Raw genomic sequence first — 17,396 nt, 5'->3', positions numbered from 1 at the left:
CTTGATTAATAATATATTAAATTTTTGATGAAGCAGATTATACTCTGTTTCTTCTGTTGTTCGCCTGGACAAGCTGTCCTTCCACTTCATCCATATACATCTGGATGCCTTCTGCCGCACGGTAGGCGAGAGCACCGATTGTCGGTGTCGGGTGGTGTCCGCCGTGCTGCGGGAATGCTGAACCGCCGACGACGAACAGGTTGTCGACATCCCACATCTGCAGGTAGCTGTTGACCACCGAAGTTTCAGGATCGTCACCCATTACGACGCCGCCTGTATAGTGGCCGCCGGTGTAGCTGTGGTTGAATTCGTCGGGTACTGAACCGGGTTCGACGATGTCGGCGCCCATTTCTTCCATGATTTCAGTGCATCTTTCAATACCGAACGCTGCGATGTTTCTTTCGTTGTCACCAAATTTGTATGTTACGCGGAGTAAAGGATCACCGTATTCATCGGTGTAATTCGGGTCCAGGTCTACATAGTTATGAGAGTAGGACATTGCATTCGCCGTGTACCAGATTGTCAGTGTACGGTACGCATAATGCAGGGACTGGTCTTTATACTCTTTACCCCAGCCCGGTGTACCTTCCGGTACGTTGTTGCTGCTTGATATCGCAGCAAAGCCGTATTGTCTGAGTTCGATGGCGCCGCCGCCAATAAAGTCCAGATCAGTATGGTCGAAGTTATCCGCTGCGTAGTCGCTCAACGTTGCACCAAGCGCACCAGCCCCCATATAAAGGTTGAATTTCTCGTTTTCAAAAAATCCTGTAGCTCCGTGGAATGCGTGGTTGTACTGCCCGTTGAAGTTACGGCCGAGTGTACCTTCTTCTGTTTCCGGATCGTATTGTTCACCGATATCCGATAACATGAGCAGACGGTTATTTGAAAATGAAAATGCTGCCAGAACAACGACATCTGCCGGCTGTTCATATTCCTGGCCGGTGTTTTCATCTACATACAATACGCCTGTGGCACGGTTATCATCTTCGTCATATAACACTCTGCGTACATTTGCTCTGTGTCTCAGTTCAAAGTTATCGTGACGGTTTGCCGTTTTGACTACCGTTGCAATCGGGTCGGACTTTGCGTCAAAGTCACAACCGTGTCTTGTACAGTAGGAACAGTACATACATGCATTCAAAGATTCCCCGTCCGGGTTCTCATAGTTTTCCGTCATGTTGCCTGCAGCAAGCTGATATGGATGCAGCCCCAGGTTGCTTGCTGCATCTTTAAATAATCTTAATGACGGCGTTTCAATCATTGGCGGGTTCGGCCACGGTTTGTTGCGTTCCGGGGCAAGCGGATCCTGCTCGCCCCCGATGCCTGCTGTATCTTCCCAAAGTTCATAATAGGGCTCCATCTCTTCATATGTAATGCCCCAATCCTGCAGGTTCATTTCATCAGGAATCTTATCTTCACCGTAACGCTCAATCGTCTGGCTGCGCATTTCAAATTCATACGGCCAATAACGGTAAGTCGCCCCGGCCCAGTGCACACTGGCCCCGCCTGTATCTATACCGATCTGCATCGTCTGCGGCGATCTGATCGGCAGGGCCGTGTCATCTATTTCATTTCTTGAGGTCACTGTATCGCCTTTCAAGTTTTGCATGATATCATAGCGGTTATCAAAGCGCAGTTCGTCTTTGACACCGATATAGTCACTGCGGACTTTTTCATCACCTTTTTCAAGTGCGACGACATTTTTGCCCGCTTTTGCGAGTTCTGCACTGACGACACCGCCGGCCCAGCCGGTACCGACGACAACAACTTCAACACTATCCAGTTCTTCAGGCATTTACATTCCCCCTCCTTGATAAGTGCGTAATCCTTCAGGTTCTATCACCTGGAAATCTTCGGATTCAATTTCGTTTGTCCAGCCCATGCGCGGTCCGGGAAACTCTATCATTCTCCAGCCTTCGTAGCCTCTATTGCCACCGTATACTGGGTCTGAGTATACGCCCTGAATCGTCATACTTCTTAAAAGTGCGAAGAAATCTTCGGAACGGACCCCTGTTATTTCCACATCACCCGACTCGAAACTTTCCATAATTGAAATCTGCTGATCTTCATCCAGATTTGCAAAATCATCATCATGTTCTTCCCGGCTGATTTCCAGCATGCGCCGTACTCCGGCGAGTAATACTTCAGCGCGGGTAAGCTTTGACTGGATACCGTGAGTTTCTGCGCCTGTATGGTCGAAAGGCCCCATCATATATTCTCTGGCATTTCTGCCCCAGAATTCATTGCACTGTCTGTCTATGAAATAAGGCACTCCGAGCTCCATGGCGCCGGGTCCGTTATCATCCTCAGGATAGATTCTTTCAGTCGCAAGTGCCAGAGTGTCAAAATCTTCACGCCTGCTGAAGTAAGTACGCGCATCATCCAGCGGTTCTCCGTGTGTCAATGAACTTTCTGTATCAGTTCCCGGTTCAGCTGTCTGTGTGCCTTCTTCAGATTGATACAGGCTGCCTACGACGCCTCCGAACATTGCACCGCCGACGATACCGCCCGCTGCTACACCGGAAGTCTTAAGGAAATCCCGTCTTGAAAACACTTTTTCTTTTCCATTTTTATCTTGATCAGCCACTGTAATCCCCTCCTGTAACCTTTATATGAAGTAAGGTAAAGAATATTCACTTTATATGAAGTTTATAGGGAATTCACAGAATTGTCAAAATTAAATATTGCTGAAATTGAATGCTTGTCTTCATTCTGTCAACACATAACTTCAGTAATAGGATTTTGCTGCTGTGCATACTGAACTGTTCCCCAACAACAGGAGTTTTATGCTGAAAAAGGATGGATAGAGTAAGATTTTCACTATATTAACATTGTCTTTAAAGGGTATAGTGAATCAACTGGGACTTTTTGTAATGGAGGTGCATTATATGGAGAAGGAAGTATTGATAGCCGGCGCAGGCCCGAGTGGAATCGCTCTTGCGATATCTTTAAGCAGGCAGGGTATCCCGTTTACCATCATCGACAAGGATGCCGGGCCGGGGACGACGTCACGTGCCATGGCTGTCCAGGCAAGAACGCTGGAGCTGTATGAGCAGCTGGGCATTGCCGATAAGATTGTGGTCAACGGTATCATTGTCAACAAAATCAATTTCTTCAAAAATAAAAACCATCTGGCCTGTATTCCCATCGGACAGCTGGGACGGGAAATGAGTGCGTTCCCCTATGTTCTGATTCTGCCTCAAGATGTTCATGAGAACATTCTGGTGAATGAACTGGAATCTTCCGGGCATAAGGTGCAGTGGAATCAGGAATTGAAGAGTTTTCGGGATGATGGAGATTCAGTGGAGGCTGTCATAGAAACGGAAAGCGGAACAGTGACAAAGAGTTTTTCATATATATGCGGGTGTGACGGTGCATCGAGTACTGTAAGAAAAGCACTGGATATCGATTTTTCAGGCGGCACATATAAACAGACATTCTTTGTAGCGGATGTGGAAAGTGACACAGTGCTTGAAGGGCCGTCCATCGGTTTCCAAGATGAATATTTCTGTATCGGATTCCCGATCAGAACGATGGACCAGGTGAGACTGATCGGGCTGATACCCGAAAAATTCAAGGAAGGCGGGGAAGCACCGGCGGAGTTTTCCGGGATGATATCTCATGCTGAAAGCATTCTGCCGGTCAAGTTGAAGAAAGTGAACTGGTATTCTTCATACCGTTCTCATCACCGTGTAGCTGAAAAATTCAGGACAGGGCGTGTCTTCATAGTCGGTGATGCCGGTCATATTCACAGTCCTGCCGGCGGGCAGGGGATGAACACCGGTATCGGTGATGCAATCAATCTTGGATGGAAACTGAGTGCGGTGTTGAAAGGGAAGATGAGTGAGTCTGTCCTTGATACGTATGAATCTGAAAGAATTAAATTTGCCCGCACACTCGTAAATACGACTGACCGGCTGTTCAAGTTCATGGTCGACAAACAGCGACTCAGAAATTTTGTGGTGCCGGTCTTTATTCCGCGTCTCCTGAAGTTCAACTATATGAGGGAGCGGCTGTTTGAAACGATTTCCCAGATTCAGATCAATTATCACGACAGCAATCTGAGCACAGGAGAAGCAGGTGATGTAAAAGGCGGGGACCGGCTGCCCTGGATCCGCCGCGGTGAAGTGAACAACTACAGGCCGCTCAGGACGCTCGACTGGCAGATCCATGTTTACGGTGAAGTGAACAGTGACGTTGAAGCACTGGTGAGAGAATCCGGACTTCAGCTTTTTGACCTGCCGTGGGACAATTCCTTGAAAGATAAAGGAATCAAGGAAGATTCGCTGTACCTCGTCCGGCCGGACGGGCATGTATCCGCTGCCGCAGATACGGAAAACACAGAGGTTGTTAAAAACATGATTGATGAACACCAAATTCAAAGTTTGGGTAGTCGCTAAAACGGATGGAACCTTTGTAGAGCGGTGGGTGTGGTGCGAAACGGGATACAGGAATCGCACGATGTTGCCGGGTTCAGAGTATGTCGTACGAAATGGCATACAGGAATCGCACGATGTTGCCGGGTTCAGAGTATGTCGTACGAAATAGGATACAGGAATCGCACGATGTTGCCGGGTTCAGAGTATGTCGTACGAAACGAGATGCAGGAATCGCACGATGTTGCCGGATCGGTAGTGACTAAAGACGTACCGACAATCCTGCGAAATTCATGTCGAGCCTGGAAGATAAAATTTAAAAATGAAAGTAAAGAGAGCATGCTCCATATATGGAACATGCTCTGTTAATCTTCAGCCTTCTTCCTTGCCCTCGGATATACCAGAATCATCCCGAAGAATATAAGTACAAACACAACCAGCAGTAATCCATTGATGAGAGTGCTTGTCATATCAAGCAGATCCAAAATGGTGAAGATGATTACAGGATAAGTTAATGCATAGACGGTCATTCTCCATAAAAGAGGATAAACCAGCTTCCTCTCCGTCACCCATCTGAAGAACAGGCCAAGCGAAGCGAGCAGTGATATGCCGAGAATCCCAAAAAGTATGACAAGGGACGGGTATAAAATTAAAATGATCAGATACTCCTGAGCGAACCCGCCGCTGTTTACAGAATCGGCAACAAGCCGGATGCCGTTCGGCAGCAGGACGAGCAGGAGAAGGAAAAAGATATAACTGAAAAACTGTTTTGTTTTTACACGGTTCAATTGAAAGACAGCCCGCCTGGCCGGTGCCATCAGACTAAGTTTTAAGACATGCAGAATGCCCATGCAGTGACGCCTCCGTTATTGTATCTGATTAAATATACATCAATTATTTTTAAGTTAGAACATATCTGTACTGTGTTTCGGCTGAAGACGGGCATCCGGGTCCATATAGGCTTTCATATTGCTTATTGCCGTCGGCACTTCTCCGAAGCCGGTCGCGATCAGCTTGACCTTGCCGTCAAATGATGTGACGTCTCCCGCTGCGTAGATTCCGGGAATGTTCGTTTCCATACGGGTATTGACAAGTATAGAGTTTCTTTCCACATCGATACCCCAATCTTTGACGGGGCCGAGCGATGAGATGAATCCGTAGTTGACGATGACATCGTCGACATCAATGACTTTCTGCCCGGTGCCTTTCACTTCCTGCAGGACGGTCTGCCTGATTCTGTGGCCGTCACCGATGAGTTCGGCCACTTCATATGAAGAGTGGATATCAACGGCTGACTCGCGCAATTCGGACACGCTGTGCTCATGCGCCCTGAATTTATCCCTGCGGTGCGTCAGCGTCACGTTCGCATCATCTGCAAGCGTCAGTGCCCAGTCGACAGCGGAGTCCCCGCCGCCGCATATGAGAACATTTTTATTTTTGAAAGATTTTATATCATCGACAAAATAGTGAAGATTTTTGCCTTCGTACTGTTCAGCCTTTTCAATCTTAAGTTTCCTCGGTTGGAACGCACCGACGCCGGCAGTGATGAGAACCGTCCGTGAAAGGTGGATGTCATCATCGGTTTCAATTCTGAATGTCTCATCTTCCAGTTTCTCGAGATTTTTTACAGACTGATCAAGAACGACGGTCTGCTCGAACATCTGCATCTGCTCTGTAAGGTTATCGACAAGCTCCTGTGCACGGATTTTAGGAAAACCTGCCACATCATATATATATTTCTCCGGATAGAGCGCCGAAAGCTGGCCGCCGAGCTGCGGCATACTCTCGATAATTTTCACTTTTGCCTCGCGCATGCCTCCGTAGAAAGCTGCGAACAGCCCGGCAGGACCGCCGCCTATTATCGTTATATCATAAACTTCTGTTGAATGATCATTCATGTTTAAACGCCTCCAATGAGTAGTTGATGCACTTTTTTAAGGTGTATGTATATTGGACTATGAACCCAAAAAACGCTGGCTTCCGAAATTTGAAAGCTGTTATGAATAAACACCTTATTCCCATACTAGATTATAACAGATGGGCACTGCATCCTTTACGTTTGAAGCTTCTTAAAACATTTTACATCTTCAAATTATTTTATGCCAGCAGGGTGTTATTTTTATCACCTGCAGCCAATGATGTTAAGATGATTTAAAAGGGTGACCATTCAAAGGACAAGGAGCAGATAAAACATGAAGAATGAAGAGAAATTTCCCCGCCGGCCCCAGGCTGAATCCATAAGATCGCTTGCTGCAACTGCACGCGGAGATGATCATGCAACTCTGGTAATAAAGAACGCGAAGCTGATCAATGTCATCTCCAATGAAATTTTGCCGGATACTGATATCGCAGTTAAAGACGCACGCATCGCCTATGTAGGAAATGATGCTTCCCACACCATCGGGGAGGACACCAAGGTGATTGATGCTGAAAACCGTTACGTATGTCCCGGGTTTTTAGACGGCCACTGTCATATTGAAAGCACGCAGCTCACGCCCGCCCAGTTTTCAAGAGCGGTGATGCCGAAAGGGACGACGGGCGGTTTCTTCGACGCGCATGAAATAACGAATGTGCTCGGACTGGGAGGGCTTAGATATATGCTGGAAGAAGCCCGTCTGACACCGATGGCATCTTATATGCAGGTACCGTCATCCGTGCCTTCAACGAGTGCCGAGTTTGAAACGAACGGTGCCGAAATCGGTCCGAATGAAGTGTCAGAAGCTTTTTCATGGGGTGAAGATGTGAATGCGCTGGGTGAAGTGATGAATTTCCCTGGCGTGGTTTACGGTGACGATAAAATGATGTCCATACTTGAGACGACGCTCAGCCACGGGAAAGTCGCAGACGGTCATTATACATGGTCTTCAAAAGAAGGGAAAAGACTTTCAGCCTATACAGCAGCGGGTATCAGCGGTGATCATGAAATCACAACAGCCGATGATGTCACAGCACGCATAAGACTCGGCATGTATGCCAAGCTGCGCAGAGGTTCTGCATGGCTGGATGTGGAAGAGCCGATCAAAGCTTTTACAGAACAGGGGCTGGATACAAGACGGATGATGCTGGTAACGGATGACCGCAGTCCGGAGTCTCTGATCGATGAAGGACATATGGACTTTGTCATCCGGCACGCAATCGAGCAGGGCGTGCCGCCGATCACTGCGATACAGATGGCAACAATCAACACAGCTGAACGTTTTGGATTGAGTAATGATGTCGGGATCATCGCCCCGGGAAGATTTGCAGATATTGTGATTCTTGAAGGTACGCTTGCAGAAATCGATGTGAAGACGACAATTGCTGCTGGACAGGTGGTTGCAGAAGACGGCGAAATGATTGTAGATGTTCCGGAATATCCACTGTCTGAAAAAGCGACACACTCTGTGCATATTACAAAAAAGTTCACGGCTGAAGATTTTAAAACGGCAGTGCCTGAAGGAGAAAGCCGGCATACGGTCCGGGCCATCCAGCTGATTGAAAATCAGGTGGGAACTAAAGAGCGGCATGTCAGCATGGACAGTAAAGACGGTGAACTGCAGCTCAAAGATGACCTGTGCCATATGACAGTAATAGAGCGCCATGGAAAAAACGGCAACCAGGGTTTCGGCATCTTAAAAGGCGTCGGATTTAAAGAGCCGGCGGCAATCGCTTCCACTGTGGCACATGACAGCCATAACTTGATGGTGATCGGCAATGATCGGGAGAAGATGGCGGAAGCGGCCAATCAAGTTGTAGAGATGCAGGGCGGGGTTGCGGTCGTAAGCGACTCCGGTAAAAGTGAAATGCCGCTCCGGGTTGCGGGCCTGATGTCGGACGCACCATATGAAGAAGTGGCCGACCAGTCCCGAAATATCTCGAGATCACTGCAGCAGGCGGGATGTAATTTAAACTATGCTTTTATGACATTGTCACTGCTTGCATTGGTCGTAATTCCTGAAATCAGACTGTCCGATAAAGGGCTCGTCCGAATTACTGACAGCGGTTTTGAAATCTCACCGCTATTTGTGGAATGACAGATGGATTGAAAAAAACTGGGCTGGGACAGAACTATTCTCAAAATAAAAATCCGTACGTTTTCTTTCCTGGGGCATCGCGCAAGCCTGTAGTCTTGCGCAGATGCTCCCCCCTAGGAGTAAAATGTACGGATTTCTTGATTATCATCTATTGTGGCTTTTGTCCCAGCCCCGTTCAATTGCTCACCTGTCGTAATTTTCGAAGCCAAGTGAGCAGGTTTACATTTTTGCTGCTCACCTGTCGTGATTTTCGAAGCCAAGTGAGCAGTTTTACTTTTTCGCAGGCTCACTCACTTTAAGCCAATATTTTTCAGCGGAATGCAGTAAGATTTAAGATCAGTCACTTTATTATTTTCAAATATGTATACATCGCACGCTTCAATCACATTGATGAGCGCGTCATCTCTGTAAAATTCTCCCGTACCGATAACCACTACTTTGTCCTCGGTTTCAATGACTTCGTTTACTTTAAAGTCAGTCGTTACACTTTGAAAATATTCTCCGACAGACTTAAAATATGTCTCGACTTCATCAATTCCACTCAGTGTCTTTTCATCTATGATATTCCATCTCACATCATCCGATAAACTTGAATAACCCTCGTGAAATTTCCCTGTCGAAAGTAGAATGGCAGCATCTTTTTTTAAGATATTATAATCCCCTTTATATATGAAGTTTAAATTATCCAAACATTACCATGAAATATAATTTTATTCAATTTCAAACTGAAACCAGAAGAGTTTTCATAGAAATTTCTGATATGACTCTAAGTATTGATACAAAGCCTTCTACCGGTTTTATAAACCATTGCTGTAATGTAAAATTGTGATTTCACGTTTAGTTTAATGTGAGAGTGGAATCTTCTGAATATACTACAATGAAAGGAGATTTCATTTTATGAAAAATCTATTTAAAGTAGTGATGGTATTAGCGCTTGCGTTAGGCTTGGGAACTATAGCGGGTAACCAGAGCATTGAGGCATCATCGTGTAACGGTGTAAACAAAGTAGTAGAGGATCAGGACGGTGCAACAATGATTAAACACGTCTATTTAAATTCATGTGAAACAACAGATAAAGCGGCGGAAATTCAAAATACGGCAGATATGAACGGTGAACTTGCTGATGTAGCAGGACTGCTTCCGGGCGTATTTAAAGTAATGGAACTGCCGCCTGCGATTGCATCGGCAATGGAAGAGACGAGAGCACAGTCAGTCGCTGATGCGGATAATGGCAACGGCGTAATATTGACTTATGAAAAAGATTTGAACCATAAAGATGTCAGTATGCATTGGATACACAAAAGTACTGCATCTCAATAGTACAGAGGAAAGACACTCTGAAATGGAGTGTCTTTTTTAACTTTGTATTTTACAATGAAAGCATACTTGTTCACAAAGGAGTGCCTGTATTGCTATGAAAAAAGAGAACTTTAAATTTAATATAATCAAAGCGGACCAAACAGAACTTGATGTAAGAACACAGATGGGCAACATCCTTGCCGACGGCTTCACACAGTGGCTCGGCTATTTTTCAAAAGATAAAAATGTTATCGCAAAGGCATTTGCTCATATGTTCATTCTGGATCAGTTTTATGTTGCTGTTAGAGATGAGGAAGTTGCCGCTGTGGCAGCCTGTACAGACTCGAAAAGCCAAGCAGTCAAATTAAATAAAAAAGAATTGAGAAAGCACTTGGGTTTCTTTAAAGGGAGTATAGCAGGAATCGCTTTGAAAAAAGAATTTGAAACCCCATCTGAAAATATTCCTTTACATACTGGATCGATTGAATTTGTTGGTACAGCATCAACATTCCGTGGGCAGGGTGCTGCATCACAGCTTATCCGTCATATCATCGAGAATACACCATACGAAGACTATGTCATTGATGAAGTTGCGGATACGAACAGACCAGCAATGAGATTATATGAAAAAATGGGATTTGAAGAGTACAGAAGAAAGCCCATGTCTCATAAAGCGGCCAGGAAAAGTGGCATTAATAACATCGTATCTTTAAAATATGAAAAAAAGCAATAAACATTTAAGCATGACCATCACAGAATTAAGAGCCGAGAAAAATAACGATAAGTGGATGATATATAAACAGGAATAATTTGCTGTAAAAGATGAATGAAAATCTTGATAATATTTTCTATTTTTATTCAAGAGGATTATAATGATAAGTAACTTAACTTATGAGGTGTCTATATGGAACTGGTTTATAAAGGCAAAACAAAAGATGTGTATCAGGATGAAAACGGTGGGATCGTACTTTATTTCAAAGATGATATGACAGGGAAAGACGGTGTGTTCGACCCGGGTGAAAACCAGGTGGGACTGACGGTTGAAGGTTCCGGCAGGGCGGGGCTTCAGATGAGCAGTTATCTTTTTGAAAAAATCAATGCAGCCGGTATCCCGACGCACTATATTGATTCGGATGTTGAAGCGCGTACGATGAAGGTGAAGAAAATAACCGTGTTCGGAGAAGGTTTGGAAGTCATCTGCCGCTTTAAAGCTGTCGGCAGTTTTATCCGGCGTTACGGAGATTACATTGAAGAAGGTGCGGATTTGCCGGCCTATGTGGAAATGACGTTGAAAGATGATGAGCGGGGAGATCCGGTAATCAACGAAGCAGCGCTTGAAGCTTTAAATATTTTAAAGCCGGATGAATATAAGGCAGTTTCAGATCTGACGGTACGTGTCAGCGAATTGATCAAAGATGAGCTCGCGCAGAAAGGAATGGATCTGTACGATATCAAACTGGAATTCGGCCGGGATGCAGAAACGGGCGAAGTACAGCTGATTGATGAACTGTCCGGCGGCAATATGCGCGTATTCAAAGACGGGGAATCTGTCGACCCTTTAAAAATCGGTGAACATTTACTTAATAATTAAACCAGCCATTTAAAGCAGCATACGAAACTGTGGCGGTGCAGGATAGCGCGGTAATCAGAAAAATCCCCTGGAACAGAAGTTCCAGGGGATTTAGTTCTTATATGATGGAGCCAAGGGGGTTCGAACCCCTGACCTTTGCACTGCCAGCGCAACGCTCTCCCAGCTGAGCTATGGCCCCATATTCATCACATAAGATATATTGTAAGCCATATTCAGTTTTTACTCAATAGTTATTTTTCTCAAATAATTTTTAATATGCGCATCTATTTCTTCCTCACCAAATAAGTAAGGATAAAGTATTGATTGGATTGTGACACCATCTATAAATACATAAAGGTTTTTTGCTTCTTCATTTGTATCAAGGTCATCTCTGAACAGTGCATTTTCAGTCAATATTGAAATGATATGATGCATAAGCTGCTCAGTTGAATTTCTTATCTTCTTATTAAAATCATTTAGTTTCCTGTCTTTTCTGGCCATGATGGCAAATTGCAGCCAGGCTTCAATTTCCATTTTCTGGTCATCAGGACCTGATGGTATTAACTGCTTCAACATTTGCGTAACACCATCTAATGGATCATCTCCTTTTTTCACTGAATCATAAATTCTTTCTTCAGTTCTATTAAGCAGGGTCTCCATAGCATATATATATAACTGCTGCTGGTTGGAGAAATAGTATTGAACACCACCAAGAGTCAGTTCAGATTCTTGTGCGATCTTTCTTATTGTCAATTTTTCAAATCCTATTTCCTGTACTAATTTAAAGACCGCATCTGCAATCAGAGATTTTCTTTCTTCATGATTTACTAATTTAGGCACTATATCCACTCTCCTTGACAATGCAATTGTAATGTAATATTCTTTAAAAGTCAATCGTATTGTTAATGGGAGGGATAGATTGGAATTCGGTCTTGTAACTTTGTTTGGTATATTTTTAATCTGTGCAATTATAGATACTATTGCGCCGGGTATTCTTGGAGCAACTGCTTATATCATGCTTTTGAAGTCCGGGAATAAAATCAGAAGGCTGATACTTTTTCTTGTGCTGACGCAAGGGGCATACTATCTTTTAGGTATAATCTTTATGAGTGGAAATGAATCGGTTGTTGAATTGATTACTGCAGCTGGTGGGAGTATTTTTATGGGAATTGCATTTTTAGGTACAGGTATATTGATGATCATCGCCAGTTTCATAATACCGCGTATTTCTAAAGACAATACAAATATTTATATGAAAATATTTAATAAAATAGGTGATGAACTCAATGTAAAAACAGTAATTTTTATGGCAGTTTTTATTTTCCTGATGGAAGTCACTCAGGCATTTCCTTATTGGGCATTTCTGGGATTGATGACTTATAATGATTTTTCAATTGGCTTGTGGGTGCCTACTCTTGTATTCTACAATATTCTGATGGTTATCCCTTCCATTTTGCTGATTATAGTTTACAAAAGGCGCCCAAAGAAATCTGAAGTCACTTTACAAAATTTAAAGGGCAGATTAATACGATCTAATGCTCATCTATGGGCAATCGGCGGTGCAGGCGGAATATTCTTTTCTATTGGACTGAATGTCGTCTTGAATTCTCTTTTCCCCCACTAAATTCAAGAAGGGTTTATTACAGGTATTGCAATTGCCCTGTGAGTTATAATAATGATATAAAATATCCTGACAGCACGTTTAAACATGACTGAGAAAGGGAGTGATGTCATGTATAAAATTATGATTGTAGAAGATGATGAAAAAATAAGAAGCATTGTATCCGGTGTGCTGCAAAAATGGAAGTATGAAGTGGTTGAGGTGACGGCGTTCGACCAGGTGCTGGAAGATTTTCAGCACACTGGGCCACATCTGGTCTTACTGGATATTAACTTGCCGGTGTTGGATGGATTTTATTGGTGCCAGCAGATTCGCAGCATCTCCAACGTACCGATTATTTTTCTGTCTTCCAGAAATGAAAATATGGATATCATTATGGCCATCAACATGGGTGGAGATGACTTTGTCCAAAAGCCTTTTGATCTGGATATTCTTGCAGCCAAAGTTAAAGCGTTGATTAGAAGAAATTATTCATATCAGGATGAGGAAACGAAACAAATCATTCATAAAGATTTAAAGTTGAATGTAAGTAATTCTGTGATTGGATATAAAGAAGAGAGTGTAGAACTGACGCGCAATGAATTCATTATTTTACAGCTGCTGATGCGTAATATCGGAAAAATTGTCTCACGGGATGAGTTGATGCAGGTGTTGTGGAACGATGAACAATTTGTTGATGACAATACTTTGACTGTAAATGTGAATCGTCTGCGCCGGAAAGTGACAAGGCTCGGACTGAATGATTTCATCGTTACACGTAAAGGAATGGGGTATATTATCGAATGAAATTTTTTCGATTTTTGCAATATGAAAAAATTTATATATATTTCTGTTTAATCGTTTTCATGTTGATTACCGCAGTATTTTTAGTAGATACCAATATGAATATTGCCTGGGGAACTGTCCTGTATGCGTTTGTTTTATTTATAATTCTGCTGGCCGGTTTTTTGGTGATACGCTATCAGCAGAATTTAAGGTCAATCCGTTCCATCGATGATGAATCAAACGAAAGATTCTCCATGGAGGCAGAGCATATGATGCAATTGATGGATGATATGATAACAGAGCATATTCGTGAAATGAATGCAATGCAGGATAAACAAAAAGAGCATTATGACTTTATAGTATCCTGGTTTCATGAAATTAAAACACCGATTGCTATTCTTCATCTGCTGCAGCAGACCGATATTGATGCAGACAGTTTAAGGGAAGAGACGAAGAGAATTGAAAACTATGTGGATCAGGCCCTCTATTATGCCAAGTTGGACAGTTTTAACCAGGATTATGATATAGAAAATTTTGATGTGACGAACATTGTGAAAGATACTGTGAAAGACCATTCCAAAACCTTTATATCGAAAAGGATTCAAATCCATATGGCAGAAGGTTCCATGGATGTGCAAAGTGATTCCAAATGGTTGAAATTCATAGTGGATCAACTTTTAACCAACAGTTTAAAGTACACAGATGAAGGCGGGGACATATTTATAGATACTTCAGAAACACACAGTGACAAGCAGCTGACTATTCGTGATAATGGGATAGGGATTCACTCCCAGGAGCTGCCCAAAATATTTAATCGCGGCTTTACCGGTGAAGCGGGCAGAATATATTCCAAGTCGACAGGGATGGGGCTATATCTCGCTCAGCAATTATCAAATAAGCTGGGTCATCATATTACTTGTTCATCTGAAGTTGGATCTTATACCGAATTTACTGTTCACTTTTCAAAGGATGATGATCCATTTCTATATTTAAATATGAAAGAGCAATGACCGGTTTCGGTCATTGCTCTAACGCGTTTCGTTAACGATTTTATAGTATAAGTTTGTTGAAGAGATGTAGAACAGAATATAAATGACAAAATACAAAATGATTATTGTCCACATAATGGAAGTGAGCTGTGGAAAATCTCTTACTTCCTCGAAAATGGAGAAATTCATGATAAACAGACTGTACACCACTCCGAGTAAAAGAGGCGGCAGGAATACGAATAGCAGCTTTTTGCGGATGACCTGTTTCATTTCACTGTTGGAAACACCTATTTTACGCAAAATGGCATATTGTTTTTGTTCACCTGTCGCTTCACGTAATTGTTTGAAGTATATGACACTCCCCAGTGCGAATACCGCAATGACTGAAAGGAATGCGGCAGTGAACAGTAGCAGGGCTGAGGATTCTGCCTGCATGGTATAGTCGTCTGGAAAAGCAGAGTAATATGCATCCGGTGATTGGAAAACAATCTGTCGCACCTCTTCAGATAACACTGTTGCATCTGTTGCATTATCTATTTGATACAGCTCATATGTCTGAATATTATCGCTGCTGTATATCATTGCAAATGCTGAGTCTGAAATGATGAATGTCGCCGGGAAAATGAAATGATCGATATTACTGGGCGGGCCGAGCAGGGTGTAATCTTTTCTTTCAGTAATCTGAAAATCGATTTCTTCTCCTTCAGCATCTACTGTGAAGTCCGTTTGGCTTTCAGTTGTGAATTGCTGCGGTGGATCTATTTTTGAGAGTACGACAGCTTCCTGTCCTTCCAGTCCAACTGTTTGTGCATCATCACGCAAAGCAATTATTTCATTGAACTGCGACTCGGAAAATAACAGTATATTTTCTGTAAAATAATCCGTCTGGTCAAATGCGGCAGTTCTGTCCGTCACAGGCTCGGTTAAAATCCCTATGATGGTTTCGTGAGAGGTCATCTGATAATCTGATTCATCAATCACTGTTTCGATTTGCTGATTTGTTTGTTCATCCTGAGATTCAAAAGCAATATCATTTGGGTAATTTTGAGTGCTTCCATCAATCTGGACTGCAAAATTGATTGCGACAAAACCCGTTAAAATGATAATTATCGTGCTGAATAAAGTGATCGAAGTCAGGTTGAGAGCATTTCCACGTACAGAAAAACGTAGAGAAGAACTCCATAACACCCTGTTGCCTTCATTATACCCCCTACCACTCTTGAGAAGATCCAATACCCATCCTGAAAAGTGCCGGTAAAATAAATAAGTCCCGCCGATGATACCTGTTGTGACAAGCAGCAGACTGATCAGAAGATGATCTTCCCACATGACAGCATCGTTCTGGCTGATTAATGCTGCGGAAAGTCCCAGCATCAAGATGGACAGGAGAGAAAGCATCTTCGAAGGAGGTTGAAGTCTTTCCAGGTTTGAACCGGAATGAAATAAGTCAACCAGCTTTATACGACGTAAACTGAAGTAACTTTGTATACTTATGATGCCTGTGAGAATAATGAACAAAGCGATGGTGGATACAACCGCTTCAGCGGGAAAAGTGAATGAAATCACTTCCTCGTACTGCATCAGGTTCATTAACAACATGCCGGAAAACCTGGATAGCAGACCGCCTGCCATAATCCCTGCAATCAATGCCACAGTGCTGAGTATAACAGCTTCCATGAATATCATAAAAGCAATTTGGCGCTCACTCATGCCATAGAGCAAATACATTCCGAATTCCTTTTTCCGCTGATTCATTATAAATGTATTAGCATACATAATAAAAAATATAATGAATAAAAACACTACGACCGAGGCGGCTATCAAACCCAATTGGAAATTCCCCTCATTTTCAATTGCAGTCAGAATATCTTCGTTGAAAATTAAAGAAGAGAAAGTGAATTGAATAATTACGCCAATAATCATGGAAATTAAAAAGATGGAGTAAATTCTAAAATTCTTTCCGACATTACGCCATGACAATTCTAATAATTTCATCTGCGTTCTCCTCCCAATGCACTCTGCAAGGTGAGGATGCGGTCAAAAAATTCTTTTTGACTCTGTTCTCCTTTGAACATATCATTGACTATTTTACCATCACGCAGAAAAATAACACGTCTGCAATAACTTGCAGCATATGCATCATGCGTAATCATCAATATGGTAGCCTGGAATGTTTTGTTAAGAGATTCAATTTGTTCAAGTAGTTGTGTTGCTGAACGTGTATCAAGTGCACCTGTAGGTTCGTCTGCAAAAATAATTGCCGGCTCCGTAATGATGGCCCTTGCTGAAGCAGTCCTTTGTTTTTGTCCGCCAGATATTTCAGAAGGGTAACGGTCTAGAAGGGATTCTATGTTAAGTGACTGGATAATTTTGGAGAGACGCATTTCCATTTCTTCTACAGGTGTCTTTTGCAATGACAAAGGAAGAAGTATATTTTCTTTTACAGTTAAAGCGTCCAGGAGATTATATTCCTGAAAGATAAATCCCATATTCTTCTGACGGAATTTCCGGAGTGCTTTCTTTTTAATATCCAGCAGCGAGGTGCCTTCAATTTGAATATCACCCGCATTAAATGTATCTATAGTGGATAGAGTGTTCATTAATGTGGTTTTACCTGAACCGGAAGGCCCCATAATCGCAGTGAATTCACCAGTTTCAACAGTTAAATCGATATTTTTTAAGACCTGGCTTTTTCCATAGTATTTAGTTAAATTTTTTGTTTTAATAATTGTATTCATCAACTGATCTCCTCTCGATGTAATC

General features: G+C 42.9%; 16 protein-coding genes and 1 tRNA gene. 8 read left to right on the top strand and 9 right to left on the bottom strand.

Annotated elements, in window-relative coordinates:
* Positions 1-37 precede the first annotated feature (37 nt).
* The gene (locus tag ACY8DT_RS05575) at positions 38-1,795 is read right to left on the bottom strand and encodes a GMC family oxidoreductase (protein ID WP_462421931.1); all 1,758 of its coding nucleotides are present in this window, start codon (positions 1,793-1,795) and stop codon (positions 38-40) included.
* Positions 1,796-2,587, bottom strand: a complete 792-nt coding sequence (locus ACY8DT_RS05570; protein WP_462421930.1) for a gluconate 2-dehydrogenase subunit 3 family protein — start codon at positions 2,585-2,587, stop codon at positions 1,796-1,798.
* A gap of 301 nt (positions 2,588-2,888) precedes the next feature.
* Between ACY8DT_RS05570 and ACY8DT_RS05565 the strand changes: the two genes are divergently transcribed.
* Entirely contained in the window at positions 2,889-4,400 is a 1,512-nt protein-coding gene (locus ACY8DT_RS05565; RefSeq protein WP_462421929.1) for an FAD-dependent monooxygenase, read from the top strand.
* Positions 4,401-4,741: 341 nt separating this feature from the next.
* On the opposite strand, the gene ACY8DT_RS05560 is transcribed toward ACY8DT_RS05565, so the two are convergent.
* Both ACY8DT_RS05560 and ACY8DT_RS05555 read right to left on the bottom strand, forming a co-directional pair.
* A complete protein-coding gene (locus tag ACY8DT_RS05560; protein ID WP_462421928.1) occupies positions 4,742-5,227 on the bottom strand; it encodes a DUF1189 family protein in 486 nt (161 codons plus the stop codon).
* A gap of 54 nt (positions 5,228-5,281) precedes the next feature.
* Positions 5,282-6,274 (bottom strand): NAD(P)/FAD-dependent oxidoreductase, encoded by a 993-nt coding sequence (locus tag ACY8DT_RS05555; protein ID WP_462421927.1) that lies wholly within the window; start codon positions 6,272-6,274, stop codon positions 5,282-5,284.
* Positions 6,275-6,568: 294 nt separating this feature from the next.
* On the opposite strand from ACY8DT_RS05555, the gene ade reads away from it, so the two are divergent.
* Complete coding sequence (ade, locus tag ACY8DT_RS05550) at positions 6,569-8,389, top strand: adenine deaminase (protein ID WP_462421926.1); 1,821 nt, start codon at positions 6,569-6,571, stop codon at positions 8,387-8,389.
* A gap of 290 nt (positions 8,390-8,679) precedes the next feature.
* On the opposite strand, the gene ACY8DT_RS05545 is transcribed toward ade, so the two are convergent.
* Positions 8,680-9,078, bottom strand: a complete 399-nt coding sequence (locus tag ACY8DT_RS05545) for a nuclear transport factor 2 family protein (RefSeq protein ID WP_462421925.1) — start codon at positions 9,076-9,078, stop codon at positions 8,680-8,682.
* A 208-nt stretch (positions 9,079-9,286) separates the two neighbouring features.
* Here ACY8DT_RS05545 and ACY8DT_RS05540 point away from each other — a divergent pair, with 208 nt between their 5' ends.
* The 3 genes from ACY8DT_RS05540 (at position 9,287) to ACY8DT_RS05530 (ending at position 11,279) form a co-directional block, all read left to right on the top strand.
* Positions 9,287-9,709: a hypothetical protein gene (locus ACY8DT_RS05540; RefSeq protein WP_462421924.1), complete on the top strand. Its 423-nt coding sequence runs from the start codon at positions 9,287-9,289 to the stop codon at positions 9,707-9,709.
* A gap of 94 nt (positions 9,710-9,803) precedes the next feature.
* Entirely contained in the window at positions 9,804-10,421 is a 618-nt protein-coding gene (locus ACY8DT_RS05535) for a GNAT family N-acetyltransferase (RefSeq protein ID WP_462421923.1), read from the top strand.
* A gap of 171 nt (positions 10,422-10,592) precedes the next feature.
* Positions 10,593-11,279 carry a phosphoribosylaminoimidazolesuccinocarboxamide synthase gene (locus ACY8DT_RS05530; protein WP_462421922.1) on the top strand — a complete coding sequence of 229 codons (687 nt, stop codon included), beginning with the start codon at positions 10,593-10,595 and terminating at the stop codon, positions 11,277-11,279.
* Between the two features lie 105 nt (positions 11,280-11,384).
* On the opposite strand, the gene ACY8DT_RS05525 is transcribed toward ACY8DT_RS05530, so the two are convergent.
* Both ACY8DT_RS05525 and ACY8DT_RS05520 read right to left on the bottom strand, forming a co-directional pair.
* Positions 11,385-11,457 (bottom strand) — tRNA-Ala (locus ACY8DT_RS05525).
* Positions 11,458-11,498: 41 nt separating this feature from the next.
* A complete protein-coding gene (locus ACY8DT_RS05520) occupies positions 11,499-12,098 on the bottom strand; it encodes a TetR/AcrR family transcriptional regulator (RefSeq protein WP_462421921.1) in 600 nt (199 codons plus the stop codon).
* A 79-nt stretch (positions 12,099-12,177) separates the two neighbouring features.
* Between ACY8DT_RS05520 and ACY8DT_RS05515 the strand changes: the two genes are divergently transcribed.
* From ACY8DT_RS05515 to ACY8DT_RS05505, 3 genes are all read left to right on the top strand, one after another.
* Positions 12,178-12,882 carry a GAP family protein gene (locus tag ACY8DT_RS05515; protein ID WP_462421920.1) on the top strand — a complete coding sequence of 235 codons (705 nt, stop codon included), beginning with the start codon at positions 12,178-12,180 and terminating at the stop codon, positions 12,880-12,882.
* Between the two features lie 108 nt (positions 12,883-12,990).
* Positions 12,991-13,665, top strand: a complete 675-nt coding sequence (locus tag ACY8DT_RS05510) for a response regulator transcription factor (RefSeq protein ID WP_462421919.1) — start codon at positions 12,991-12,993, stop codon at positions 13,663-13,665.
* Positions 13,666-13,760: 95 nt separating this feature from the next.
* A complete protein-coding gene (locus tag ACY8DT_RS05505) occupies positions 13,761-14,654 on the top strand; it encodes a sensor histidine kinase (protein WP_462421918.1) in 894 nt (297 codons plus the stop codon).
* 18 nt (positions 14,655-14,672) lie between these two features.
* Here the strand turns inward: ACY8DT_RS05505 and ACY8DT_RS05500 are convergent, their stop codons facing one another.
* Entirely contained in the window at positions 14,673-16,628 is a 1,956-nt protein-coding gene (locus ACY8DT_RS05500; protein ID WP_462421917.1) for an ABC transporter permease, read from the bottom strand.
* Positions 16,625-17,371, bottom strand: coding sequence for an ABC transporter ATP-binding protein (locus ACY8DT_RS05495; protein WP_462421916.1), 747 nt, complete (start codon positions 17,369-17,371; stop codon positions 16,625-16,627). Before ACY8DT_RS05495 ends, ACY8DT_RS05500 begins: the two co-directional genes overlap by 4 nt.
* Positions 17,372-17,396 lie beyond the last annotated feature (25 nt).

It is taken from the genome of Salinicoccus sp. Marseille-QA3875, from assembly GCF_054950095.1.
This window is presented reverse-complemented; position numbering and strand designations above follow the sequence as displayed.